Source organism: Nocardioides sp. (genome assembly GCF_035503875.1).
GTDB lineage: Bacteria > Actinomycetota > Actinomycetes > Propionibacteriales > Nocardioidaceae > Nocardioides.
This window is the reverse complement of sequence record NZ_DATJTA010000087.1, coordinates 83,561-106,902: the sequence shown is the minus strand read 5'-3', so window position 1 is coordinate 106,902 and position 23,342 is coordinate 83,561. Positions and strand designations below refer to the sequence as shown.

At 71.7% G+C, this 23,342-nt stretch carries 20 protein-coding genes; 12 read left to right on the top strand and 8 right to left on the bottom strand.

Going from position 1 to position 23,342, the window contains the following annotated elements:
- The first annotated feature begins 4 nt into the window (after nt 1-4).
- Genes VMF51_RS20630 through VMF51_RS20620 form a run of 3 tightly spaced genes read left to right on the top strand, consistent with a single transcriptional unit; the run spans nt 5 to nt 3,098 of the window.
- Nucleotides 5-1,957: a putative baseplate assembly protein gene (locus tag VMF51_RS20630; RefSeq protein WP_325476353.1), complete on the top strand. Its 1,953-nt coding sequence runs from the start codon at nt 5-7 to the stop codon at nt 1,955-1,957.
- Nucleotides 1,954-2,541, top strand: a complete 588-nt coding sequence (locus tag VMF51_RS20625) for a phage tail protein (protein ID WP_325476352.1) — start codon at nt 1,954-1,956, stop codon at nt 2,539-2,541. The genes VMF51_RS20630 and VMF51_RS20625 overlap by 4 nt, the downstream gene beginning before the upstream one ends.
- Entirely contained in the window at nt 2,538-3,098 is a 561-nt protein-coding gene (locus VMF51_RS20620; protein WP_325476351.1) for a hypothetical protein, read from the top strand. The genes VMF51_RS20625 and VMF51_RS20620 overlap by 4 nt, the downstream gene beginning before the upstream one ends.
- 607 nt (nt 3,099-3,705) lie before the next feature.
- On the opposite strand, the gene VMF51_RS20615 is transcribed toward VMF51_RS20620, so the two are convergent.
- Entirely contained in the window at nt 3,706-4,176 is a 471-nt protein-coding gene (locus tag VMF51_RS20615) for a thioredoxin family protein (protein ID WP_325476350.1), read from the bottom strand.
- Between the two features lie 189 nt (nt 4,177-4,365).
- On the opposite strand from VMF51_RS20615, the gene VMF51_RS20610 reads away from it, so the two are divergent.
- Nucleotides 4,366-4,566 (top strand): hypothetical protein, encoded by a 201-nt coding sequence (locus tag VMF51_RS20610; protein WP_325476349.1) that lies wholly within the window; start codon nt 4,366-4,368, stop codon nt 4,564-4,566.
- A 452-nt stretch (nt 4,567-5,018) separates the two neighbouring features.
- Nucleotides 5,019-5,237, top strand: coding sequence for a hypothetical protein (locus tag VMF51_RS20605; protein ID WP_325476348.1), 219 nt, complete (start codon nt 5,019-5,021; stop codon nt 5,235-5,237).
- Here the strand turns inward: VMF51_RS20605 and VMF51_RS20600 are convergent.
- From VMF51_RS20600 to VMF51_RS20585, 4 genes are all read right to left on the bottom strand, one after another.
- Nucleotides 5,231-6,520, bottom strand: coding sequence for a DUF1501 domain-containing protein (locus VMF51_RS20600; protein ID WP_325476347.1), 1,290 nt, complete (start codon nt 6,518-6,520; stop codon nt 5,231-5,233). The genes VMF51_RS20605 and VMF51_RS20600 overlap by 7 nt on opposite strands.
- An 8-nt stretch (nt 6,521-6,528) precedes the next feature.
- Nucleotides 6,529-8,151: a DUF1800 domain-containing protein gene (locus VMF51_RS20595; protein WP_325476346.1), complete on the bottom strand. Its 1,623-nt coding sequence runs from the start codon at nt 8,149-8,151 to the stop codon at nt 6,529-6,531.
- Nucleotides 8,152-8,158: 7 nt separating this feature from the next.
- On the bottom strand, nt 8,159-9,448 hold the full coding sequence (locus VMF51_RS20590; protein ID WP_325476345.1) for a DUF1501 domain-containing protein: 1,290 nt from the start codon (nt 9,446-9,448) through the stop codon (nt 8,159-8,161).
- Nucleotides 9,449-9,576: 128 nt separating this feature from the next.
- The gene (locus VMF51_RS20585; RefSeq protein ID WP_325476344.1) at nt 9,577-11,190 is read right to left on the bottom strand and encodes a DUF1800 domain-containing protein; all 1,614 of its coding nucleotides are present in this window, start codon (nt 11,188-11,190) and stop codon (nt 9,577-9,579) included.
- A 429-nt stretch (nt 11,191-11,619) separates the two neighbouring features.
- Between VMF51_RS20585 and VMF51_RS20580 the strand changes: the two genes are divergently transcribed.
- From VMF51_RS20580 to VMF51_RS20560, 5 genes are all read left to right on the top strand, one after another.
- Nucleotides 11,620-12,096 (top strand): DUF4395 domain-containing protein, encoded by a 477-nt coding sequence (locus VMF51_RS20580; protein WP_325476343.1) that lies wholly within the window; start codon nt 11,620-11,622, stop codon nt 12,094-12,096.
- Nucleotides 12,097-12,183: 87 nt separating this feature from the next.
- A complete protein-coding gene (locus VMF51_RS20575; protein ID WP_325476342.1) occupies nt 12,184-13,032 on the top strand; it encodes a sulfurtransferase in 849 nt (282 codons plus the stop codon).
- The gene (locus VMF51_RS20570) at nt 13,032-13,328 is read left to right on the top strand and encodes a DUF1416 domain-containing protein (RefSeq protein ID WP_325476341.1); all 297 of its coding nucleotides are present in this window, start codon (nt 13,032-13,034) and stop codon (nt 13,326-13,328) included. The genes VMF51_RS20575 and VMF51_RS20570 overlap by 1 nt, the downstream gene beginning before the upstream one ends.
- Before the next feature lie 771 nt (nt 13,329-14,099).
- Nucleotides 14,100-14,522 (top strand): Ig-like domain repeat protein, encoded by a 423-nt coding sequence (locus VMF51_RS20565; protein WP_325476340.1) that lies wholly within the window; start codon nt 14,100-14,102, stop codon nt 14,520-14,522.
- Between the two features lie 121 nt (nt 14,523-14,643).
- Nucleotides 14,644-16,389 carry a DUF4012 domain-containing protein gene (locus tag VMF51_RS20560; RefSeq protein ID WP_325476339.1) on the top strand — a complete coding sequence of 582 codons (1,746 nt, stop codon included), beginning with the start codon at nt 14,644-14,646 and terminating at the stop codon, nt 16,387-16,389.
- 65 nt (nt 16,390-16,454) lie between these two features.
- Here the strand turns inward: VMF51_RS20560 and VMF51_RS20555 are convergent, their stop codons facing one another.
- A complete protein-coding gene (locus VMF51_RS20555; protein ID WP_325476338.1) occupies nt 16,455-17,831 on the bottom strand; it encodes a polysaccharide biosynthesis tyrosine autokinase in 1,377 nt (458 codons plus the stop codon).
- 163 nt (nt 17,832-17,994) lie between these two features.
- Nucleotides 17,995-18,954: an asparaginase gene (locus tag VMF51_RS20550; protein WP_325476337.1), complete on the bottom strand. Its 960-nt coding sequence runs from the start codon at nt 18,952-18,954 to the stop codon at nt 17,995-17,997.
- A gap of 40 nt (nt 18,955-18,994) precedes the next feature.
- On the opposite strand from VMF51_RS20550, the gene cysC reads away from it, so the two are divergent.
- Both cysC and VMF51_RS20540 read left to right on the top strand, forming a co-directional pair.
- Complete coding sequence (gene cysC / locus VMF51_RS20545) at nt 18,995-21,034, top strand: adenylyl-sulfate kinase (protein WP_325476336.1); 2,040 nt, start codon at nt 18,995-18,997, stop codon at nt 21,032-21,034.
- Nucleotides 21,031-22,026, top strand: coding sequence for a sulfite exporter TauE/SafE family protein (locus VMF51_RS20540; RefSeq protein ID WP_325476335.1), 996 nt, complete (start codon nt 21,031-21,033; stop codon nt 22,024-22,026). The genes cysC and VMF51_RS20540 overlap by 4 nt, the downstream gene beginning before the upstream one ends.
- Here the strand turns inward: VMF51_RS20540 and VMF51_RS20535 are convergent.
- Nucleotides 22,011-23,177 carry a nucleotide sugar dehydrogenase gene (locus VMF51_RS20535; protein WP_325476334.1) on the bottom strand — a complete coding sequence of 389 codons (1,167 nt, stop codon included), beginning with the start codon at nt 23,175-23,177 and terminating at the stop codon, nt 22,011-22,013. The genes VMF51_RS20540 and VMF51_RS20535 overlap by 16 nt on opposite strands.
- Nucleotides 23,178-23,342: the final 165 nt, after the last annotated feature.

The following is a 23,342-nucleotide window of genomic DNA, read 5'->3' as shown; positions in this document are numbered from 1 at the left end:
CCTGATGCCACTGCCGACCCCCGGACTCGACGACCGGACCTTCCAGGACATCGTCGACGAGGCGAAGCGGCTGATCCCGCGCTACTGCCCCGAGTGGACCAACCACAACGTCTCCGACCCGGGCGTGGCGCTCATCGAGCTGTTCGCCTGGATGAGTGAGATGGTGCTCTTCCGCGTCAACCAGGTGCCCGAGCGGCTCTACACCCACTTCCTCAACATGGTGGGCATCGAGCCGTTCCCGCCGGCGGTCGCGAGCACCAACCTGACCTTCTGGCTCTCCGCGGTCCTCGACTCGCCCGTCGTGGTGCCGGCCAACACCGAGGTGATGACGGTCGCCGGCGCCGCGGAGCGGGCCGACGCCGTGGTGTTCAGCACCGACACCGAGCTCGTCATCGCCCCGCCCGTCCTGGAGTCCGCCCAGGTCGTCACGGTCGGCGACGGCCGGACGCGCGACGTGTGGGAGGACCTGCGGTTCAACCCGGCGGGGGTCCCCGTCTTCGCGTCCGAGCAGATGACTCCGGGCGACGCGTTCTGCCTGGGCTTCCGCGACTCGCTCGCCGGCATGGTGCTGCGCATCTCGGTCGAGGCCGAGGCCGAGGGCATCGGCGTGGACCCGCGGCGTCCCCCGCTGGTGTGGGAGGTCTGGAACGGCGACGCCTGGATCGCCACCGACATCTACGAGGACACCACGGGCGGGCTCAACCGGGCCGGCGAGATCGTGCTCATGGTGCCGACCGTGCACGTGCCGATGAGCGTCGGCAACCACTCGGCGTACTGGCTGCGCACCCGGCTGCTCGCGCCGATCAGCGGGCAGCCGACGTACAAGGCCTCGCCGCGGGTGCAGAGCATCGAGGTCGCGGCCCTGGGCGGCACCGTGCGGGCCGAGCACGCCGAGACCGCGCCGTCCGAGGTGATCGGCCGCAGCGACGGGGCGGCGGGACAGGTGTTCGGGGTGTCCCGGGTGCCGGTGCTCCCGCGCCGGTCCGACGAGGTGGTCCGGGTCGTCGACGGCGACCACACCCAGGACTGGACCGAGGTCGCGGACTTCTCGGAGTCGCGCGCCGGCGACCAGCACTACGTGTGGGACAGCGGCGCCGGCACCATCCACTTCGGCCCGCGGGTGCGCTACCCCGACGGGTCGGTGCGCCAGCACGGCGCGATCCCGCGCGACGGAGCCCGGATCGAGGTCACGTCGTACCGCCACGGCGGCGGCACGCGCGGCAACGTCGGCGCCCGCACGCTGAGCCTGCTCCGGACGACGCTGCCGTTCGTCAGCGGTGTGGTGAACCTGGAGGCGGCGACCGGCGGCGTGGACGCCGAGACGGTCGCGGAGGCGAAGGTCCGCGGGCCGCTGACGCTGCGCACCGGGCAGCGGGCGGTCACGGCCGGCGACTACGAGCGGCTCACCCTGGAGGCCTCGCCGCAGGTGGCGCGGGCGCGGTGCCGCTCGGCCCGCCGCGGCAATGGCACCGTGCAGCTGCTGGTCGTCCCGCACGCGCGCGGCGACGTCGGCGGGCACCAGATCGACGACTACGCGATCTCGCAGGAGCTGATGGAGGAGATCTCCGAGCACCTCGACCAGCACCGGGTCATCGGGACGGCCGTCGAGGTGACGACGCCCTTCTACCAGGGCGTGTCGGTCGTGGCGCGCGTGTACGGCGCCGCCGGACGTCCGCCGGGCATCGTCCGGCAGCGCGCCGTCGACGCCCTGAACCGCTACATCAACCCGCTCGTCGGCGGCCCCGACGGCACCGGCTGGCCCTTCGACGCCGACCTCAACATCGCGACGGTCACCCAGATCCTGGAGTCGGTCGAGGGCGTGGACCGGGTCGAGGAGGCGCTGCTCTTCGAGTACGACCTGCGCTCGGGCCGTCGTCTCGGCGCCGCCAAGGACGTGATCCGGCTGGACCGGCAGTCGCTGTTCCTGTCGGCCGTGCACCAGGTCGTGGTGCGGTGACCTCCCTGGTCCGGGCGTCCGCGGCCCTGACCAGCGGGCACCGGACACCGCGGCGGGCCGACGACTGGATGCTGCGCCAGCTGCCGGTGCAGATGCTGAGCGAGGACTTCTTCGTCCGGTTCGTCTCGATCTTCCAGGAGGTCGCCACCACCCTGCTCGAGGACGCCGACAGCGTCGAGCACGTCGCCGACCTGACGGTCGCGCCGGAGGGCTCGATCGCCTGGCTGGGCTCGTGGATCGGCGTGGACAGTCTGGACAACTCGATGCCGGTGGCCCTGCGGCGACGTATCGTTGCGACCGCGGCTCACACCCTCGCCACCCGGGGGACCGTGAGCGGTCTGCGTTCCTTCCTCGAGCTGCTCAGCGGCGGCCCTGCGGAGGTCCGGGAGGGCGGCGGCGTGTGGCGAGCCGGCGACGTACCGGACGACACCGCGTGGGTCTCCATGGCCGTCGAGGACACCGGCTCCCTGGAGCGGGAGGCGTTCGTGGACATGGTCAAGGACGAGGTTCCGGCGCACGTGCGGGCCGAGTTGTACGTCGGCTCCGAGCGGGTCTGGAGCTCCGAGGAAGACGAGGACTGGTGAGCGACACGATGAGTGCGGGCAAGCACCTCGGCGACGACCCGTCGGTCGAGCCCCCCGCGGTCGAGCCCCCCGCCCCCGCCGACGACACGATCGTCTTCAGCGAGACCCAGGGCGCCCGCCGCGAGGTGGTCTGCCCGGAGTGCGGCACGACCGCCACCATCACCGTCAACCGCCGCGAGGCCGAGGACTTCTGCCGCCGCTGCGACTTCCCGCTGTTCTGGACCCCTGCCGCGATCGTCCTCGACACCTCCAGCGGCCCGTCCTCCGACGCCCTGCGCCGCCTGCCCGGCACCGCCGGTCGGGTGACGGTCGGCAAGCTGGACTGCCCGCACTGCCGGGAGTCCAACCCGGTCACCGAGACCCACTGCCTGCGCTGCCAGGGCGACCTGCACCCCGTCATCGCCCCACCACCCGCCCCGCCCGTCGCCCTCCCCCCGCCCCCCACCCCCGAGCCCGCCCCCGAGCCGGACCCGGTCACCCCCTGGTGGGTCTGGGCCGGCATCGCCCTCACCGTCCTCCTCGCGATCGCCCTGGTCATCTACTTCATCCAGCGCTGACCCCGGTGGTCGAGCAGCGAAGGACGGAGTCCTGAGCGCCCGTCGAGACCCCCGCAGCGTGCAGGTGACCGGCGGTTCCCGTCGTACGTCGGCCCACGGGGTCTCGACGGGCGTCAGGCGCAGAGCGCCTTCCTGCTCGACCACCGGAGTTCGGCGTCGGCGCTATCGGTGGTCGAGCAGCGAAGGACGGAGTCCTGAGCGCCTGTCGAGACCCCCGCAGGGTGCAGGTGACGGTGGTTGCCGTCGTACGTCGGCTCACTGGGTCTCGACGGGCGTCAGGCGCGCGGGCATCGGTGGTCGAGCAGCGAAGGACGGAGTCCTGAGCGCCCGTCGAGACCCCCGCAGCGTGCAGGTGACGGTGATTGCCGTCGTACGTCGGCCCACTGGGTCTCGACGGGCGTCAGGCGCAGAGCGCCTTCCTGCTCGACCAGCGGAGTTCGGCGTCGGCGCTATCGGTGGTCGAGCAGCGAAGGACGGAGTCCTGAGCGCCCGTCGAGACCCCCGCAGGTAGCAGGCGACGGTGGTTGCCGTCGTACGTCGGCCCGTCGGGTCTCGACGGGCGTCAGGCGCAGGGCGCCTTCCTGCCCGACCCCCGCTGGCTCGCCACTCAGTCAACAGGCAGCGCGGCGAGCACCTGCTCCTTGCGGGGCGCGCCGGCCGCGCGGGCGATCTCGGCGCCGGAGCCGTCCAGGATCAGCGTGGTCGGGGTGCGCAGGATGCCGAGCGTGCGGACCAGGTCGAGGTGATGCTCGGCGTCGACCTCCACGTGGGCCACGCCGGGGACGAGCTCGGCGATGTCGGCGAGGGTGCGACGGGTCGCGCGGCACGGCGCGCAGAAGGCGCTCGAGAACTGCAACAGCGTCGCTCGGTCGCCGGGGGAGGCACCCGGGAGGGCACGGGTGACGGCGGTCCAGAGGGTGTCGGTCGGGACGGCGGGGTTCGAGGCTCGCTCCTCAGGAATCGTTGGTTCCGGCGTGGTGTGAACAGCACGGAAGCGGCCATCGGCGTACTGCCGGTAGAACCCGAAGGCCACCGCCAGTACGACGGCGACGACAGCTGTCCAGAGTCCGGCGCTCACCTCAGGTCGAGCGTCGGGGAGTCGATGGGTATTCCTGGACGACCGATCTACCGGCCCCGAGCCGGGAATCGGGCGTCGGAGGGCGGGATCCCGAGTCAGACCGGGACCCTCGCATCGAGCGCCCCACCGCGGACCGGGTCCACGGTGGGGCGTTTCGATCGGGTGCGGCCCGCTCCCTAGGATCGGTCCATGCGCCGCGACCTCGCACTCGTCGTGGCAGCCGCGCTCACCGGCCTGATGATGCTGCTGATCGCCGGTCATGGTCCGTGGGCCGGGGACGTGATCTGGTCGCTCGGGGGCGGTCACGGGCTGAACAGCGGCGACCTGCCGGTGCTGGGATTGTGGGTCGTCGGCATGGCCGCCACGGTGCTGCTCGCGCGGCGCGACTGACGGCCGGGCGCGCCGCCGTACGGCGCCGACTGGCGTCACCTGCTGGCTGCGGGGGTCTCGACGGGCGCTCAGGACTCCGTCCTTCGCTGCTCGACCACCGGTGCCTGAGGGCCGGGCGCGCCGCCGTACGGCGCTGACTGGCGTCACCTGCTGGGTGCGGGGGTCTCGACGGGCGCTCAGGACTTCGTCCTTCGCTGCTCGACCACCGGTGCCTGAGGGCCGGGCGCGCCGCCGTACGGCGCCGACCGGCGTCATCTGCCGGTTGCGGGGGTCTCGACGGGCGCTCAGGACTCCGTCCTTCGCTGCTCGACCACCGGTGCCTGGTCTCGACGGGCTCGACCACCGGTGCCTGGTCTCGACGGGCTCGACCACCGGTGCCTGACCCTCCCCGAAATAGGGGAGAAGCAGCGATCCCCCTTCACCCCGCGCCGGCCGGGGAGGTGAATGGTTCCATGAGCCTCCTGTCGCACCGGGCGCCGAAGCTGTGCCCGACGTGCCAGCACCCGGCGACGGGTGTCGTGGGTCGGCTGGTCGAGCCGCTGATCTGGGCGAACGCCTGCTGCCACGAGCTGGTCGAGGACCCGTGGTCGTACCACGGCGGCGACGAGTGCGGGTGTCGCGACGAGGCCCACGGGCCGCGTACCCGGGCGTCGCGGGCCGGCGCCTACTGACCGACCATCACCCCGACCCGTTCGCGCTGGAACCCGGGGAAGACCGCCGCGGTGGACGCCGACGTCCGCGCGGCGACCACCTCGGCGAGCACGCTGCGGTAGTCGGTGGTGACGGCGAGGTCGGCGTCGAGGGTGTTCTGCAGGCCGGGCCAGGTGCCGTAGTACCGGCCGCCCTTCACCCCGGCGCCCGCGACGAGCATGACGTTGCCCCAGCCGTGGTCGAGGCCCTGGTTGGCGTTCTCCTGCACGCGGCGGCCGAACTCGCTGACGGTCACCAGGGTCACCCGGTCGCCGACCGGACCGAGGTCGGCGAAGAACGCGGCGACCGCGTTCGCGAGCTCGGTGGTGTTGCGGACCATCCACCCGGACGTGGCGGTGCCCATGCCGACGTGCATGTCCCACGACTGGGTGTCGATGGTGACCGCGGTGACGCCGAGGTCGGCGCGCAGGGTGCGGGCGACGGAGGCGAGTCCCTTCCCCAGGTCGCTGGAGGGGTACGACGCCGCGCGGTCGGCCTGCGCCTTCGCGGCGTCCAGGTCCACGACCGCTCCGAGCGCGGTCCGCATCCCGCCGCCCAGCTCGCGACCGCCGGCTCCCCAGAGGGTCCGGAGCGACTTCAGCCGGGTGCCGTGGGTGTCCCACTTGTCGTCTCCGGCGACGACGGCGGCGTCGAGGGTGCGGAAGGACATCACCGTCTCGGGACCGAGCAGGGCCGTGGGCAGCGAGCTGCCGACGGCGACGGCCTGGAGCGCACCGGTCCCGGTGTCGGCGCCGACCATCCGGTTCAGCCAGCCGACCCGGGCGGCGGAGCCGGGATCGGCGTCCTCGAGCTCCTCCATCGCGGAGAAGTGCGAGCGGTTGGCGACCGGCAGGCCGGTGGCGTGTACGGCGGCCAGCCGGCCCGAGCTCCACAGCGGCAGCAGCGGGGCGAGCGCGGGATGCAGCCCGAAGAACCCGTCGCGGGCGAGCAGCGACTCCCGCGGTACGGCGATCCCGGGCCGCGCCGCGTAGTACGCCGGGTCTCCGTGCGGCACGACCAGCGAGAGCCCGTCCGCCGCCCCGCGCAGCGAGATGACGACGACGACCGGCCGGCCGGTGGCCGGGGCGGCCGCGGCGGGAGCGGAGGTCATGGTCACGACGGTCGAGCCGAACATCGTGCTCATCCCGGCGAGCGCGGCGGCGCCGAGCACCCCGCGCCGGGTCGCCCCGAGACGGCCGGCGGCCAGCGCCGTACCCTCCGGGCACGCGCACTCGGTGAGGTCCGTGGCTGTGGTGGCGGTCATCGGGATCCTCAGTGGTAGTAGAAGTCGGGGCTGTCGAGGAACACCGCGCACAGCCGGACCCAGCGCCAGGTGAACAGGTCGGACGTCGCCGTCACGACCTTGGTCGGCGTGCACTCGGTGGCCGCGCAGCAGGCGCGCAGCAGCGCCTCGGTCGACGGGCGCTGGAGGAAGAGCCGGGACAGGTGGTCGACCAGGTCGCGGAACGGCAGGGACCGCGCCGGCAGGTACGACGGCGGCAGCTTCCGGGTGAGCTCGGCCTTGGGCCAGTAGCCGCCTGCCATGTTCCAGTGCAGCGACAGCGACGCGAGGGCCCGGGTCGGGGACGACCAGGCCGCGTTGGCGACGGGCTGCCCGTCCGGGCGCGGCCAGTTGTACGGCGCGAGCCCGAGCGCCGAGACCTGCCAGTTGACCTGGTTGGCCGCTGAGCTGCCGCTCGCGGGCCGGCTCGGGACCGCGCCGAGGACCCGGTACGTCGCGGCGACGTCCTCGTCCGCGTCGCGCAGCCGGCCGTCGACCGCGGCGGCGAACTCCGGCGCGCGGACGAGCGCCCGCAGGACCGGCTTGATGGCGGTGTCGTGGTCGAGGTAGACGGCGGCGAGCCGGTCCACCAGCGCGGCGGGCGCGACGTCGGAGACGAACTGGCGCACCAGCTTCGTCGCGATCCGGCGCGCGGTGTCCGGGTGGCGCGCGAGGTAGGTCAGGTAGCGCGTCGTCAGGTCGCGGCCGTCGGCGGCCGTGTTGGGATCGCTGAACTCCTTGACCCGGACCTCGCCGGTCCAGTGGTCGGAGGCGCTGTAGTACGGCTCCCAGGTGCCGTACGTCCGCGCCCGCCAGCCGGTGAGGATGCGCGCCGAGTTCTTGACGTCCTCCTCGGTGTGGTTCCCGAGGCCGACCGTGTGCAGCTCGAGGAGCTCGCGGCCGAGGTTCTCGTTGGGGTGCCGCTTGGTCGAGGAGGTGTTGCCGAGGTACCACAGCATCGCCGGGTGCAGGACGGCCGCGGACAGCAGGTCGGCGAACCGACCGAGCGCGCCGGCCCGGATCACCTCGCCGTACGCCGCCCGGTAGACCGCGATGTTGTCGGCGTTGGTCGGCACGTGCAGGTGGTTCTCCCAGAACTCCGTCATCACCTCCAGCACCTGGTCCGGGGAGGTGATCCGGCGCATCATCGACCGGCGGCCGATGTCGTGGGCGACCTCCCAGGTGCCGCGGACCTTGTCGACCTGGCGCTGGTACATCGTCTTGGCGTCCAGGGTCAGGTCGGGCCACCACGCGTCGTACGGGTCGGTGCGCGGGCGGCGCTCCAGCTGCTGGTCGAACCACGCCAGGTGGCCGCCGGCGGCGGTGACCTCGCGGGTCAGGCCGGGCGTGATGCCGTAGCTGAACCGGTTGACCAGGTGCCGGGCCGCGGTGGGGAGGACGGGCGTGGCGGCGTACCGCCCGGGGGCGTACGACGTCGGCGGCTTGGGGGCCTTCGGCGGCCGGGGCTTCGGCTTGGGCTTGGGCTTGATCTTGGACTTGTGCCGCCGCTTCTTCGGCCTCTTCTTGGGCCGGGTCCTGCCGCGGTGCTTGCGGGGCGGGCGCTTCCGCTTCCGCTGGGGCTTGGGGCGCGCGGCGCCGAGGGGATTCGACATGACGCCGCTACCGGCCGGCCATCACGCCGACGTGCTCGGGCCGGAAGCCGGGGAACACCGCCGCGGTGGAGGCGCCCATCCGTGAGGACACGACCTCGGCGAGCACGCTGCGGTAGTCGGTGGTGACGGGGAGGTCGGCGTCGAGGGTGTTCTGCAGGCCGGGCCAGGTGCCGTAGTACCGGCCGCCCTTCACCCCCGCGCCCGCGACGAACATGACGTTGCCCCAGCCGTGGTCGAGGCCCTGGTTCGCGTTCTCCTGCACCCGGCGGCCGAACTCGCTGACCGTGACGACGGTGACCCGGTCGCCGACGGAGCCGAGGTCCTTGAAGAAGGCGGCGAGGCTGCGCGCGAGGTCGGTCGCGTTGCGGACCATCCAGCCCGAGGAGTGCGTGCCGAGCTCCAGGTGCATGTCCCAGTCGCCGGAGTCGACGGTGACGGCGCGGACGCCGACGTTCGCGCGCAGGGTCCGGGCGACCGAGGCGAGCGAGAGGCCGAGGTCGGAGTTCGGGTAGAGGCCCGCGCGGTCGGCCTGGGCCTGGGCGGGGCCGAGGTCGCTGACGGCGCCGAGGGCGGTACGGAAGGCGGCGCCCATCTCGCCGGGCGCGTGCGCCCACTGCTTGCGCATCGAGGCGAAGCGGGCGTTGGAGGAGCGGGCACGCAGGTTGACCCCGGCCACGCCCGCCGAGTCCAGGGAGGAGAACGACATCACGGCGGCCGGGCCGACGAGGGAGGTCGGCAGGGTACTGCCCAGCGCGACGGCGCCCAGGGCGCTGCGCCTGCCGGACGCGCCGACCATCCGGTTGAGCCACCCGACTCGGGCGGCGGAGCCCGGGTCGGCGTCCTCCAGCTCCTCCATGGCGGCGAAGTGCGAGCGGTTGGCCACCGGCAGACCGGTGGCGTGGACGGCGGCCAGCCGGCCGGCGTTCCAGAGCGGGAGCAGGGGAGCCAGGGCGGGGTGCAGCCCGAAGAAGCCGTCCGCCGCGACCAGGCGCTCCTTCGGTACGGCGATCTTGGGCCGCGCGGCGTAGTACGCCGGGTCGGCGTGCGGGACGACCAGCGAGAGCCCGTCGGCGGCGCCGCGCAGCGAGATCACGACGAGCGCGGCTTCGGAGGTGGCGGCGCCCGCGGCCGCGGGCGCGCCGCTCATGGTGACGACGGTCGAGCCGAACATCGTGGTCGCGCCGGCGAGGGCGGAGCCCTTCAGTACGCCGCGGCGGCTGGCCCGCAGGGTGGAGGTGAGCGGGCCGCCGTCGGGGCAGCCGCACTCGGCGACGTCGGTTGCTGCGGTCGTGGTCATGGTCGTTCTCCGTGGGGTGGGTGCTGCGCAGTGGGGTCGTGTGGGGTCGTCGAAGCGCCGCTGGTCGCGGGCAGCGGTGGCGGCCGGGCGGGGTGGCCGGTGAGACGTGTGGGGTCAGGTGGGCGGGGTCAGTGCTGGAAGAAGGCGGGACTGTCCAGGAAGGTCGTGATCAGGCGCTGCCACTTGCCGCGGAACAGGTCGGACCTGGCGGTGACCCGGTCCTTCGGGGCGTAGCCCGTCGCTCGGCAGCAGGCCTTCAGCAGCGCCTCGTTCGAGGGCCGTTGGAGGATCCGCCGCGAGAGGTGGTCGACGAGGTCGCGGAAGCGCATCTCGGGCTCGGGGAGGAAGTCGACGGGGCGGGTGAACCTGATCTGCGACGCCGGCCAGCGCCCGGCCAGCTCCCAGTGCAGCGAGATCGAGGCCAGCACGCGGGTGGGCGAGGCCCACGAGCGGTTGTCCAGCGGCTGCCCGTCCGGGCGTGGCCAGGTGAACGGCGAGAGCCCGAGGGCGCCGGCCTGCCAGAAGGCGGTGTTGGCGGCGGAGAACTCGTCCTTCGGGCGGGTCACCCGCGCGCCGAGCAGCCGGTACGTCGCCACCACGTCCTCGTCGGCGTCGCGGACCTTGCGGTCGACGGCGTTGGCGAACTCACGCGAGCGCACCAGGGCGCGGAGGACGGGCTTGATCTGGGTGTCGTTGGCCAGGTAGACGGCGGCGAGCCGGTCGACCAGAGTGGCCGGCACGTCGTCGGAGACGAAGACCCGCACCAGCTTGGTCGCGATCCGCCGTGCGGTTTGCGGGTGGTGTGCGAGGTAGCGCAGGTAGCGGATGGTGAGGTCCCGGCCGTCGGCCGCGCCATTCGCGTCGGCGAACTCCTTGACCCGCACCGGGCCGGTCCAGTGGTCGGGAGCGCTGTAGTACGGCTCCCAGGTGCTGTAGAGCCTGACCCGCCAGCCGGTCAGGATCCGCGCGGAGTTCTTGACGTCCTCCTCGGTGTGGTTCCCGATGCCGACGGTGTGCAGCTCGAGGAGCTCGCGGCCGAGGTTCTCGTTGGGGTGGGTCCTGGTGGAGCTGGCGTTGCCCAGGTACATCAGCATCGCCGGGTGCAGCACCGTCTCGCGGAGCAGGTCCTCGAAGCGACCCAGCGCGCCGGCCCGGATGCGCTCGCCGTAGTCGGCCCGGAACACCGCGACGTTGTCCGCGGTCAGCGGGACGTGGAGGTGGTTCTCCCAGAACTTCGTCATCACCTCCAGCACCGGCCGGGGCGACTGCATCCGCCGGACCATGGTGCGCGAGCCGATGTCGTACCCCACCTCCAGCGAGTGCCGGACCATGTCGTTCTGCCGGCGGAAGACGGTGGCCGGGGGCAGGGCCAGGTCGGGCCACCAGTTCCGGAAGCCGTCGGCGCTGCCGTCGTACGCCGTGGCCAGCTGCCGCTCGAACCAGGCCAGGTGGCCGCCGGCCGCTCTGACCTCGGCGGTGAGCTCGGGGGTGATCCCGAAGCTGAACCGGTTGACCAGGTGCCGGGCGGGCCGCGACAGCACGCGGGTCCGCCGGTAGCGGCCGGGGGCATACCTGCGCTTCCTGCGCCTGCCCCTCCGCTTCTCCTCCAGGGTGAGCGGGGCGGCGCCGGCCTCGGGAGCGGCGAGCGGAGAGGTGGTTCCGACCGCGCCGACGGCGGCGGCTGCGCCTCCGGCGAGTCGCAGTGCGCGACGGCGTGAGGGCATGGCGAGATTGCTCGACATGGCGTGTGCCTTCCTTGGCGTATCACCTGTCCCGGTTCCGTCCGGGATGTGTCGCCTAGGAATCGACCGTAGGACCGGGCACTTGAGGTGGTGCCCGTCGAAAGCGCACTCTCCTCAACGTTGGGGAGGCCTGAGACACGGCCTCCGATGCGCGTCGATCTCAGATCGTGGTACGACCATCCAGGATGCGAGATGCCGATTCAGCGGGTTGTGGGTCCGCGCTCTACCGTGGACGCATGTCCTCGACCTGGCTGACCAAGCGACGCGCAGTGGATCACTGCCGCGTGCGCTCGTCGCTGTGTCGGATGTCCTGACGGGATCGGTTCCCAGCTTCTTTAAGTCGAGCAAGTTACTGCAGTAATGTCGCAGTCCTCGACGCTGACCGATCCCGTGCCTCGCGCCCGGGCCCGTTCCCTGCAGGAGACCACCATGAGCACCACCATCGACCGTCACACCGCCGTCTCGGCGCGCATCGACGCGCGCGGTCCGCAGTTCACCGCCGCGGTCACCGCGCTCGTCCTGATCGCCGTCCTCGCCCTGCCCACGCCGGCGGCCACCGTGCTGATCGGCGTGCAGGCGTTGCTGTTCGCTGCCGGCGCGCTGCTGGGCGTCCAGCACACGCCGACCGCGTGGCTCTTCCGCCGCGTCGTCCGCCCGCGCCTCTCCGGCACCACCGAGTTCGAGGACCCGCGCCCGCCGCGGTTCGCCCAGGCGGTCGGCCTCGGGTTCGCGGCCGTCGCGTTCGCCGGCTTCGCCAGCGGCCTGGACGCCGTCGGCCTGGTCGCGACCGGCTTCGCGCTGGTCGCCGCCCTGCTCAACGCCCTGTTCCGCTTCTGCCTCGGCTGCGAGCTCTACCTCCTCCTGAAGCGAGCCACGGTGGTCGAGCAGCGAAGGACGAAGTCCTGAGCGCCCGTCGAGACCCCCGCAACCCACCACAGACCTCCATCACCCACAGACCCCGCGTCGACCACGACGCAACAGAAAGGTAGAAAAATGACTCGCGAGAACTCCCTCGTCTCGACCCAGTGGGTCGAAGACAACCTCGGCAAGGACGGCATCGTCTTCATCGAGGTCGACGAGGACACCACGGCGTACGACAAGGGCCACATCAAGGGCGCCATCAAGCTCGACTGGACCACCGACCTCCAGGACCAGGTCCGCCGTGACTTCGTGAGCAAGGACCAGTTCTCCGCGCTGCTGTCCGAGCGCGGCGTCTCTAACGACGACACCGTCGTGCTCTACGGCGGCAACAACAACTGGTTCGCCGCCTACGCGTACTGGTACTTCAAGCTCTACGGCCACCAGGACGTCAAGCTCATGGACGGCGGCCGCAAGAAGTGGGAGCTGGACTCCCGCGAGCTGGTCTCCGAGCTGCCGACCCGTGCGGCGACGACGTACACCGCCTCCGAGCAGGACCGCTCGATCCGCGCCTTCCGCGACGACGCGGTCGCCGCCATCGGCGTACAGAACCTGATCGACGTGCGCAGCCCCGACGAGTACGCCGGCCGCCTCCTCGCGCCGGCCCACCTCCCGCAGGAGCAGTCGCAGCGCGCCGGCCACGTCCCGACGTCGCTGAACGTCCCGTGGAGCAAGAACTGCAACGACGACGGCACCTTCAAGTCCGACGCCGACCTGAAGGCGCTGTACGCCGAGGCCGGCATCGACGAGAGCAAGGACACCATCGCGCTGTGCCGCATCGGTGAGCGCTCCTCGCTGACCTGGTTCGTGCTCAAGGAGCTCCTGGGCCACCAGAACGTCAAGAACTACGACGGCTCGTGGACCGAGTACGGCTCCCTCGTCGGCGTTCCGATCGCGCTCGGCGACGAGCCCGGTGACGCCTGATGTGCGGCGCGACTGAGGGCGGGCTCTCCCTGGACGGCGTGAACGTCGCCAAGGAGGCCGTCATCCAGGGCCAGGTCCTGCGCGGCGACGCGCCGGTCGGCAACGCCTACGTCCGGCTCCTCGACCGCAGCGGCGAGTTCACCGCCGAGGTCCCCACCTCCGCGTCCGGCCACTTCCGGTTCTTCGCCGGCGAGGGCGAGTGGACCCTCCGCACCCTCGCCCCGAAGGCCGACCCCGTCGACCGCACGGTGCAGGCCGCGATCGGCTCCGTCGCCGAGGTCACCGTCAACATCTGACGGCCGGTGGTCGAGCCCCAGCCGGTGGTCGAGCAGCGAAGGACGAAGTCCTGAGCCCCGTGCCCGGTGGTCGAGCAGCGAAGGACGAGGTCCTGAGCGCCCGTCGAGACCCCCGCAGCCCGCCCACCACCAGTAGTCGAGGTGCGAGGCGCTGGTTGAGGTGCAAGGAACGCCACCCGCTGGTCGAGGTGCGAGGAGCTAGCGCGGCCACCCGCTGGTTGAGGTGCGAGGAGCTAGCACGGCCACCCGCTGGTTGAGGTGCGAGGAGCGCTAGCGACGAGCCTCGAAACCCCGCAAGCCAACAATCGGCCTCCACCACGCACGGCCGCGACATCGAAACAAAACACGAGCGCCGCCCGGATCCCCGGGCGGCGCTCGCTGCGTCCGAAGCGGTTCGGAGTGCATTCCACCCCTTCTCGAGAGAATGGGACCTCCGTCGAACTCGCACTCTCGCAGCCACACGGATCGAGCCGCCGGTCGTGGGCCGGATGCGACCGACCTGGTCCTCCGGGCGCCGCAGAGGTGCTGCCCAGGTCCCGCTTCAGGCCGCCAGCGCTAGACCAGTGGTGTAGTGCACACGCCCGCGCCCCGCCCGCGCGAACCCCAGGTAACGTGCGGGTTTCACCGGAAACCCGTCGTATTAAATTCCTCAGCTTCAGCGCCCGGATCCCGAAACCCATGTGCGGGACTCTGTCCGCCTGTGGTTTCCTGAGACCTCGAAGTATTCAACGGGCACCACCCTCCAGTGCCTACCACGGGGAGTCTGACACCATGAAGAAGCTCATCGCCGGCCTGTTCGCGGCCATCCTGACGACGGCCGGTCTCGTGGCCGTGACCTCCACCGCACCCGCCTCCGCGGCCTGCACGCGGTACGTCTGCAACAACACGAGCTCCACGGCCAAGCCGGCCCCGAAGACGATCAAGGCCGGCAAGCCGGCCAAGGTCAAGGTCGCGGTGAAGACCCGCGGCAACGTGAAGCCCAAGGGCACCGTCACGATCACGATCAAGGGCCCGGGCGGCGTCAACAAGACGATCCGTAGGGCCTACAACGGCAAGAACCTGAACCTCAACCTGGGCAAGCTCCGCAAGGCGGGCAGGTACAAGGTGACCGTGACCTTCAAGGGCGCCGAGGGCTTCAAGGACTCGAAGTCCACGACCACGATCACCGTGAAGAAGGCGAAGAAGCGTCGCTGACCGCGCACTCGCAGCTTGACCGATGGCCCCGCGGAACTGACCGCGGGGCCATCGGTGTCCTTGGGTACAGCGCCGGGGGATCCGCCGCGCGCGGCCCCCGCTGATCGATAGGGTCCCTGCCATGCGACGGATGCCCTCGTGGCGAGCCCTGCTCTTCATCGTCCTGGGGTTGGCCCTCGTCGGAGGCGTCTGGGCGGGTTGGCAGGTCTGGCAGGTCAACAAGGACCTCAACGCCGCCGTCGACGAGGTCGACCTGCTGCGCTCGGCGGCGGAGTCCGGCGACGTCGAGGCCATGGACGACTCGCTGGACCACCTGGAGGAACGCAGCGCACGTGCTGACGCCCGGACCTCGGGCGTCACCTGGTCGGCGCTGACCTACGTGCCCTGGGTCGGGGACGACGCGCGCGGGGTCCGGGTGGTCAGCTCGGTCGTGCACGACCTCGCCGCCGAGGGGGCTCGCCCGCTGGTCGACGTCTCCCGGAGCCTGGAGGACATCCTCCCGCGCGGCGGCCAGGTCTCGGTCGAGGCGGTGGCCGAGCTCCAGGAGCCCGTCGCCGAGGCGGAGCGCTCGCTCGCGGCGGCGGAGGCCGCGCTCGGCGAGGAGGATCCCGCCGGCTTCGTGCTGAGGCTCCGCGACAAGTACCGGGACCTCGCCGGCACCGTGCGGAGCACCCACCGTTCCTTGGCATCTGCCTCGACGGCGTTGCAGGTGATGCCCACCATGTTGGGCGGCGACGAGGGGCGGAACTATCTCCTGGTCTTCCAGAACAACGCCGAGATCCGCGCCACTGGCGGCCTGCCCGGGGCCGTGGCCCTGCTCCGGGCCGCCGACGGACGCATCGAGCTCGCGCGGCAGGTCGGCGCGAGCTCGATCAGCAGCCCCGGCCGGCCCTACCTGCCGCTGACTGCGGCCGAGGAGGAGCTGTACGGCGACCTGCTCGGTACCTACTTCGTGAACGCCAACATGACGCCCGACTTCCCCCGTGCGGCGAGCCTGATGAAGGCCGGCTGGGAGAGCGAGCTCCCGGAGCGGATCGACGGCGTCATCGCGATCGACCCGGTGGCCCTGTCGTACCTGCTCGCGGTCACCGGCCCGGTCCAGGTGCGTGACACGACCGTCACCGCCGAGAACGTGGTCGACGAGCTCCTGCACGGCGTCTACCTGCGCTACGAGGATCCTGCCGACCAGGACGCGTTCTTCCAGGAGGTGGCGAGCGCCGCGTTCGACCAGGTGCTCGGTGGCGCGGACGAGCCCCAGGGGGTGCTGCGGGCGCTGGCCCGCGGCGCGGACGAGTCCCGGATCTACGTGCACTCCTTCGACGCCGCCGAGCAGGATGTCCTGAGCGGGAGCGCGGTGGCCGGCGAGCTGGCGACCGGTCGCGCCGAGCAGCCCGAGGTCACGGTCGCGCTCAACGACTCGACCGGCGCCAAGATGTCGTACTTCCTGCGGTACGACGTGCGCGTGGAGGCGACGTCCTGCGGAGACGGGGTCCAGAGCTACGTCGGCAGCGCGGTTCTCGAGTCGACGGCGCCGGCCGACGCGGCCACCACTCTTCCCGACTACGTCACCGGTGGTGGGTTGCTGGGGGCGGACCCCGGCACCCAGTTCGTCAACGTCCAGATGTTCGCCCCTGCCGGCGGCTCGGTGACGGACCTGCGGGTCAACTCGTCGCGGATCGAATCGGCGGTGGTGGACCAGGACGGACGTCCGGTCGACACGCTCGCCATCCAGCTGGAGCCGGGCCAGAAGGTCCGGGTCGGCTGGCGGATGACCTCGGGTCCGGAGCAGGTGGGGGCGACCCAGGTCTCGGTCACCCCGGGCATCGAGGCGCGGGGATACTCGTCGATCGCGCCCTCGGCCTGCTGAGGCACCTGGCCCGGGAGCGACCCGCGGGTTCCGGGCGGGCTCAGCGCTGAGCGGCGCGGGCCGCCTCAGGCCTCGGAGGCCTGGGGCGCGTAGCCGTATCCGTAGCCGTATCCGTAGCCGTAGCCGTACCCGCTGGCCTTCCGGTTCGCCGGCACCATGTTGAGCACGACGCCGAGCGGCCTGGCGCCGACCTGCTCCAGCCGCTCGAGCGCGGAGCCGAACTGGTCGCGCGTGGTCTTGCCCCAGCGCACCACGACGACGGCCCCGTCGGCCTGCGAGGCGAGGAGGGCGGCGTCGGTGACCGGCAGCAGCGGGGGAGCGTCGATGATGACGTGGTCGTAGTCGGCGCGCAGGCCGGCCAGCATGTCGGCCATCGCCCGCGACTGCAGCAGCTCGGCCGGGTTCGGCGGTACGGCGCCGCTGGCGAGCACGTCGAGGCCGCTCGGCTCATGGCGCTGGAGGGCGTCGCGGACGGAGACCTTGCCGACCAGGACGGTGGTGACGCCGACGGCGTTGTCGATCCCGAGGGCGCCGGTCGCCTTCGGGCGGCGCAGGTCGCACTCGATCAGCAGGGTCCGGCCACCTGCTTGGGCCAGGGTGAGCGCGAGATTGAGGGCGGTGGTCGTCTTCCCCTCCTCGGGGACCGCAGACGTGACGACGAAGACCTTGGACTGCTGGTCGACGTCGACGAACTGGATGTTGGTCCGGAGCACCCGGAACGCCTCGACCCGGGGTGCGTGCGGCTCCAGGTCGGTGACCAGCGGACGGGCGCGGGTGTTGGCGTCGTAGGCGATCCCGCCCAGCAGCGGCGCATCCGTGCGGCTCGTGAGGTCCTCGGGGGTCTTGACCGTCGTGTCGAGAAGCTCGCGCAGCACCGCGAGACCCACGCCGAGCAGCAGGCCGAGGACGAGGCCGAGGGCGAGGTTGCGCACGGGCTGCGGGGAGAAGGGGTTCTCAGGGAGCGTCGCGGGGTCGACGATCGTCGCCTTCAGCACCGCTGTCGTCTCGCCGGGAGGGGTCTCGAGCTCGTCGACGAGGTCCTGCATCTGCTCGGCGTACTTCTGGGTGATCCGCTGGGCCTCGCGCGCATCGGGGTCGGTGACCCGGATCAGGAGGTTGTTGGTCTCCGGAGTGACCTCGGCGGAGACCTTGGCGGCCAGCTCGTCGGCCGCGAGGTCGAGGTCGAGGGCGTCGATCACGCTCCGAGCGCGGGTCTCGCCCTTGACGAGGTCGGCGTACGACGAGACGCGCTGGGTGGTGAGGTTGCTGCCCTGGATAGCGTCGGTGGCAGACGTCGTCGAGACGAACAATCGCGCCGTGGACTGGTACATCGGCGTCGCGGTGAACGTGTAGGCGCAGGCGAGCACCGCCACCACGGCGGTGACCAGCGCGATCATCAGCCATCGGCGTCGCAGGATACGAAGGTAGTCCCGCAGTTCCACGAAGGCTCCGTTCGCTTGGTGACCGACGCAGACCCGCCGGTGGAGGCCGGCGAGTCTGTGCTCGGCACTCTATCGGTGCGAGCGACGACGGTCGGCAGCGTTTGGGAGTGACGTGTTCAACGTCGGCGGCGCCGCCGTCGTGGCTCGTCGGCGCGTGAGACGCCTAGAAGACAGCCCGGATCTCGCCGACCGGGATGCCGCCGCCGAGGAGCGGGTGCGCCCCCGTGGACCGGACCGCGGCGACGTCCACTCCCTCGGCCAGGTCGATTCCGGCCCTGCGGAGCGCGGCGGCCATCAGCACCGGCCGCGCCCGTGGTGCGCCGTCGTCCGTCTTCAGCGCGAACGCTCGTCCGTCGGGGAGCGCGACGGCGTAGCAGGACTCGGCGCCGGCCTTCCCGATGGCACCGGGGATGGCGCCGAGCAGCGTCCGCTCGTCGCGGTGGGTGCCGGAGACGTACGCCGGGTGGCTGCGGATCGCGTCGGCGATCCGATGCTCGAGCCCGCTGGTCGCGACGGCGAGAGTCCGGAAGGCACGCGCCAGGCCGACGAGCGACGTCGACAGGAGCGGGGCGCCGCACCCGTCGACGGCCTCGACCTCGATCGACTCTCCGGTGAGCTCGGCGAAGGTCGAGGCGATCCGCTGCTGGAGCGGATGGTCGGGGGCCAGATAGGTCGAGGTGTCCCAGCCGTTGACCACGCAGGTCGCGAGCATGGCGGCGTGCTTGCCGGAGCAGTTCATGTGGATCCGCGACCGGCCGCCACCCGCCCGCAGCAAGTCATCGCGGACTGCGTCGTCGAGCGGGTAGTCCTCGGGAGTCTGCAGCGCATCCTCGTCCAGCCCCACCGAGGCCAGGATCCGCCGTACGCCCGCGACGTGGAAGTCCTCCCCGGAATGCGACGCGCACGCGAGTGCGAGCAGGTCAGCAGGCAGGTCGAGCCCCGCCCGGACCATGCCGAGCGCCTGGATCGGCTTGTTGCACGAGCGCGGCAGGATCTGGTGCTGCGCGTCGCCGATCGACCACGCGACGGAGCCGTCGGTGTCGAGCGCGACGACCGAGCCGTAGTGGCGGCCCTCGACGAAACCCGAGCGCACGATCTCGGCCACGACCACCGGTGATGACATACAGCGAGCCTAGGTGGCGGCGCGTGTCAGGATGACGCCCGTGCCTCCTGCCGTCCCGCAGCACTGTCCGACCCCCCGCGAGCTCGACGACCTCGAGCTGCTCGTGTCCGGAGCGCTGCACCCAACGCAGCGGTACGACGAGCCCGCCAGCCCGGTGACCCTGAGCCTGCCGCCGGCGGTCGAGGCGGAGGCGCGGGAGGCGGGACAGGTCGAGCTCGTCGACCCCGAAGGTCTGCCGCTGGCGCGGGTGAGCTTGCCGGGCGGTGAGATCGAGCCGCTGACGCACGCGCAGTTCGGTCCCTTCCGCCGGCTCTACCTCTCGCCCGCGGTCGCCCGTGAGCGTCTCGCCGGCCGCACGTTCGTGCCGGTCGTCGACGCCCTGACGACGGGGCAGGTCGAGGCGCTGCGCGCGGTCGGTCCGGTCGCCCTCGTGGCCCTCGTCGGTGCGGGGACGCCCGAGCTGTCGCCCGTCGCGCTGATCCGAGCCACCCTCCGGGCGGCCGACCTGCTGGCGGACGCCGAGGTGCTCGCGGTGCCGCTCGCGGCACACGACGACCCGGAGGCCGACCACGAGCTGGGCGCGCGGGTCCTCGCGAACTACGCCGGGCCGGACCCCGTCCTCGGGCTCGCCGAGGCGGCCGAGGACGACGAGCTGCCGCCCACGGTGGCCGAGGTGGTCGAGCAGGACCAGCCGGCCGCGGACCGGCAGGGTCTGGTGCTGTTCTTCACGGGACTCTCCGGCAGCGGGAAGTCCACGCTCGCCCAGGCGCTGATGGACCGGCTCCTGGAGCAGGGCACCCGGACGCTGACGAGTCTCGACGGCGATGTCGTACGCCGGAACCTCTCGGCGGGCCTGACCTTCTCCAAGGCGGACCGGGAGACGAACATCCGTCGCATCGGCTGGGTTGCCGCGGAGATCTCGCGGCACGGCGGCGTGGCCGTCTGCAGCCCGATCGCTCCCTTCGACGAGACCCGGCAGCAGGTCCGGGCGATGGTCGACGAGGCCGGTGGGGCGTTCTTCCTCGTCCACGTGGCGACGCCGCTCGAGGAGTGCGAGCGCCGCGACCGCAAGGGGCTCTACGCGAAGGCCCGGCGGGGGGAGATCCCGGAGTTCACCGGCATCTCTTCGCCGTACGAGGCGCCGACGGACGCCGATGTCGTCGTCGACACCACCGGGCGCACGATCGAGGACGCGCTCCAGGACGTGATTGCCGGGCTGCGAGAGGCGGGGTATCTCGACCTGACGGAGGGCGCGGAGGCTGCGGGGGTTTCGAGGCTCGTCGCTAGCGCTCCTCGCACCTCAACCAGCGGTGGGGCCGACGCTGGCGCTCTTCGTACCTCAACCAGCGGTGGGGCCGTGGCTGGCGCTTCTCGCACCTCAACCAGCGGTGGGGGCGTCGCTGGCGCTCCTCGCACCTCAACCAGCGGTGGGGCCACCTCGACCAGCGAGTCGGTGGTCGAGCAGGGAGGAGCGCCAGCGACGAGCGCCCGTCGAGACCCCCGCAGCCCGCAAGCGACCTCGGCCGAGCCGACGACCCCCCTCAACGTCCTCTTCGTGTGTACGGCGAACATCTGCCGCTCGCCGTTCATGGAGCGGCTGGCCCGCCACCTGGCAGGCCCGGATGCGCCCGTCGTCTTCGCGAGCGCCGGCACGCACGGCTTCCGTGCGCACGCCATGGACGAGGTCATGGCCGCGACCATGGGCTCGCGCGGCGTGGCGGACGACGGCACCTTCGCGTCACGACCCCTCGATCGCGACATCCTCGAGGCCGCCGACGTGGTGCTGACCGCCGAGGCGGCGCACCGGACGTTCATCCTCGACGAACAGCCCCAGCTGTTCCGCAAGGTCTTCACCCTCGGTCAGTTCGCCGAGGCCGTCGGGGCGCTCGACCCCGCCCTGTCGGGTCGTGAACTCGTCACGGAGGCCGCGCGCCGACGGGGAGCGGCCGACGCGCAGCTGGACGTCCGCGACCCGTACCGCCTCGGGCCGGACGCCGCCGAAGCGGCCGCGGCAGGGATCGAGACCCTGCTGCACGTCGTCGTCCCGGCTCTCGCCGGAACCCGGGTCTCCGCCTCATGAGCGACCTCGTCACGATCACCGCACTCTCGATCCTGGTCGCGGGCTTCCTGGTCGGGATCGTCGTCGGTCTGACGGGGATGGGCGGCGGCGCGCTGATGACGCCGGCGCTGATCTTCCTCGGTGTCGGCGAGACCGCGACGGTGGTGACCGCCGACCTGACCGCGGCTGCGATCTACAAGTCCGGCGGCGCCGTGGTGCATGCCCGGGAGGGCTCGCCCAACCTCGGGCTCGCCAAGTGGCTGATCATCGGCTCCGTGCCGACGGCGCTCCTGGGGCCGCACGTCCTCGCCTGGTTCACCGATCCGGACGAGCTCGACCAGGCCCTGATCATCAGCATCGGCTTCGCCCTTTTGCTGGCGGCGTCGACGTACGCCCTACGGCTCTACCTCAACCTGCGCCGGGTACGCGCCGGGGGACCCACCGGCGACCCTGACCCGCCCGTGCGGCCGATCCCCACGCTCCTGGTCGGTGCGCTCGGCGGCCTGCTGGTCGGCATCACGAGCGTCGGCTCGGGCTCGGTGATCATGGTGGCCCTGCTGATGCTCTACCCCGGGCTGTCCGCGGTGAAGCTGGTCGGCACCGACCTGGTCCAGGCCGTGCCCCTGGTGCTGGCGGCGGCCATCTCCAACATCGCCCTCAACGGCATCGACTTCGGCATCCTCATCCCGCTCGTCCTCGGCTCGGTGCCCGGCACCCTGATCGGCAGCACGATCGCGCCGCGGGTGCCGCAGTCCTACATCCGGCGCGGCATCGTGGTCGTCCTGACGATGTCCGGCGTCGCCCTGCTCGACAAGTCGAACTGGTCGCTGCTGGGTGCCGACGAGACCCACCCGATGCTCATCGCCGGGGTCGGGATCGCCACGCTGGTCCTGGTGCCGATCGTGTGGGGCTTCCTACGCAAGGAGCAGGGGCTGCCGATGTTCGGCGCGCCCACGGTGGCCCAGCTCGAGGACCCCGAGTATCTGGCCCGCGAGCGTCAGTCGCGACCGTAGATGTCGCGGGTGTAGACCCGGTCGGCGACATCGGCGAGGACGTCGGTACGCCGGTTCGCCACGATGACGTCGGCGCGCTTCTTGAACTCGTCGAGGTCGCGCACCACCTCGGAGTTGAAGAAGAGGTCGTCCTCCAGCGCCGGTTCGTAGACGACGACCTCGACGCCCTTGGCCTTGATCCGCTTCATCACGCCCTGGATCGACGACATCCGGAAGTTGTCGGAGCCGGCCTTCATGATCAGTCGGTAGATCCCGACCGTCCGCGGCTGCCGGCTCAGGATGTCGGAGGCGATGAAGTCCTTGCGCGTGGTGTTGGCCTCGACGATCGCGCTGATCAGGTTCTGCGGCACCTTGCGGTAGTTGGCCTGCAGCTGCTTGGTGTCCTTCGGGAGGCAGTAGCCGCCGTACCCGAAGCTCGGGTTGTTGTAGTGGCTGCCGATCCGCGGGTCCAGCCCGACGCCCTCGATGATCTGGGCGGTGTCGAGTCCGTGCGTCAGTGCATAGGTGTCGAGCTCGTTGAAGTACGCCACCCGCAGCGCCAAGTAGGTGTTGGCGAAGAGCTTGATCGCCTCGGCCTCGGTGGAGTCGGTGAGCAGCACCGGGACGTCCTCGGCCTCGGCGCCCTCGACCAGCAGGTCGGCGAAGGCCCGGCCGCGCTCGCCGCGGTCGCCGACCACGATGCGCGAGGGGTAGAGGTTGTCGTAGAGCGCCCGGCCCTCGCGGAGGAACTCCGGGCTGAACAGGATCGCCGCCTCCGGGTGCTGCTCGCGCATCCGGGCGGTGAAGCCGACGGGGACCGTCGACTTCACGACCATGGTTGCGGTGGGTGCCAGCTCCAGGACGTCGGAGATCACGGCCTCGACGGACCGAGTGTCGAAGTAGTTGGTCCGGTCGTCATAGTCGGTCGGTGTCGCGATGACGACGAGGTCGACGCCGGCGTAGGCCTCCCGCTTGTCGAGGGTCGCCAGCAGCTGCAGCGGGCGCTCGGCGAGGTACTCCTCCAGCTCGGGGTCCTCCAGTGGGGACTCGCGCCGGTTGACCATGGCGACCTTCTCGGCGTCGAGGTCGATGGCCCGCACCTCGTGACGCTGGGCGAGGACGACCGCGTTGGAGAGGCCGACGTACCCGATACCCGCGATGGCGATCTTCACGGTCCGAGGGTACGGCGCCGCCAGGTGGCCGTTGTGAGACCCGCAAGAACGTCACCACATCGGGCGAGCACGCCGCGAGGTGCCCCATCCCACACGACCACCCTTCGGGACTCGGTCGACGGGTCAGAAGTGAGCCAACACACTAGGACTTGTCCGCTTTGAGGG

Bases quoted from the DNA above. Each gene is read 5' to 3' on its own strand.
- VMF51_RS20575 (WP_325476342.1), top strand. From the start codon at position 12,184: ATGACTCGCGAGAACTCCCTCGTCTCGACCCAGTGGGTCGAAGACAAC.
- VMF51_RS20605 (WP_325476348.1), top strand. From the start codon at position 5,019: ATGAGCCTCCTGTCGCACCGGGCGCCGAAGCTGTGCCCGACGTGCCAG.
- VMF51_RS20550 (WP_325476337.1), bottom strand. From the start codon at position 18,954: ATGTCATCACCGGTGGTCGTGGCCGAGATCGTGCGCTCGGGTTTCGTC.
- VMF51_RS20595 (WP_325476346.1), bottom strand. From the start codon at position 8,151: ATGTCGAATCCCCTCGGCGCCGCGCGCCCCAAGCCCCAGCGGAAGCGG.
- VMF51_RS20610 (WP_325476349.1), top strand. From the start codon at position 4,366: ATGCGCCGCGACCTCGCACTCGTCGTGGCAGCCGCGCTCACCGGCCTG.
- VMF51_RS20590 (WP_325476345.1), bottom strand. From the start codon at position 9,448: ATGACCACGACCGCAGCAACCGACGTCGCCGAGTGCGGCTGCCCCGAC.
- VMF51_RS20565 (WP_325476340.1), top strand. From the start codon at position 14,100: ATGAAGAAGCTCATCGCCGGCCTGTTCGCGGCCATCCTGACGACGGCC.
- VMF51_RS20570 (WP_325476341.1), top strand. From the start codon at position 13,032: ATGTGCGGCGCGACTGAGGGCGGGCTCTCCCTGGACGGCGTGAACGTC.
- VMF51_RS20540 (WP_325476335.1), top strand. From the start codon at position 21,031: ATGAGCGACCTCGTCACGATCACCGCACTCTCGATCCTGGTCGCGGGC.
- VMF51_RS20585 (WP_325476344.1), bottom strand. From the start codon at position 11,190: ATGTCGAGCAATCTCGCCATGCCCTCACGCCGTCGCGCACTGCGACTC.
- VMF51_RS20630 (WP_325476353.1), top strand. From the start codon at position 5: ATGCCACTGCCGACCCCCGGACTCGACGACCGGACCTTCCAGGACATC.
- VMF51_RS20560 (WP_325476339.1), top strand. From the start codon at position 14,644: ATGCGACGGATGCCCTCGTGGCGAGCCCTGCTCTTCATCGTCCTGGGG.
- VMF51_RS20580 (WP_325476343.1), top strand. From the start codon at position 11,620: ATGAGCACCACCATCGACCGTCACACCGCCGTCTCGGCGCGCATCGAC.
- VMF51_RS20600 (WP_325476347.1), bottom strand. From the start codon at position 6,520: ATGACCGCCACCACAGCCACGGACCTCACCGAGTGCGCGTGCCCGGAG.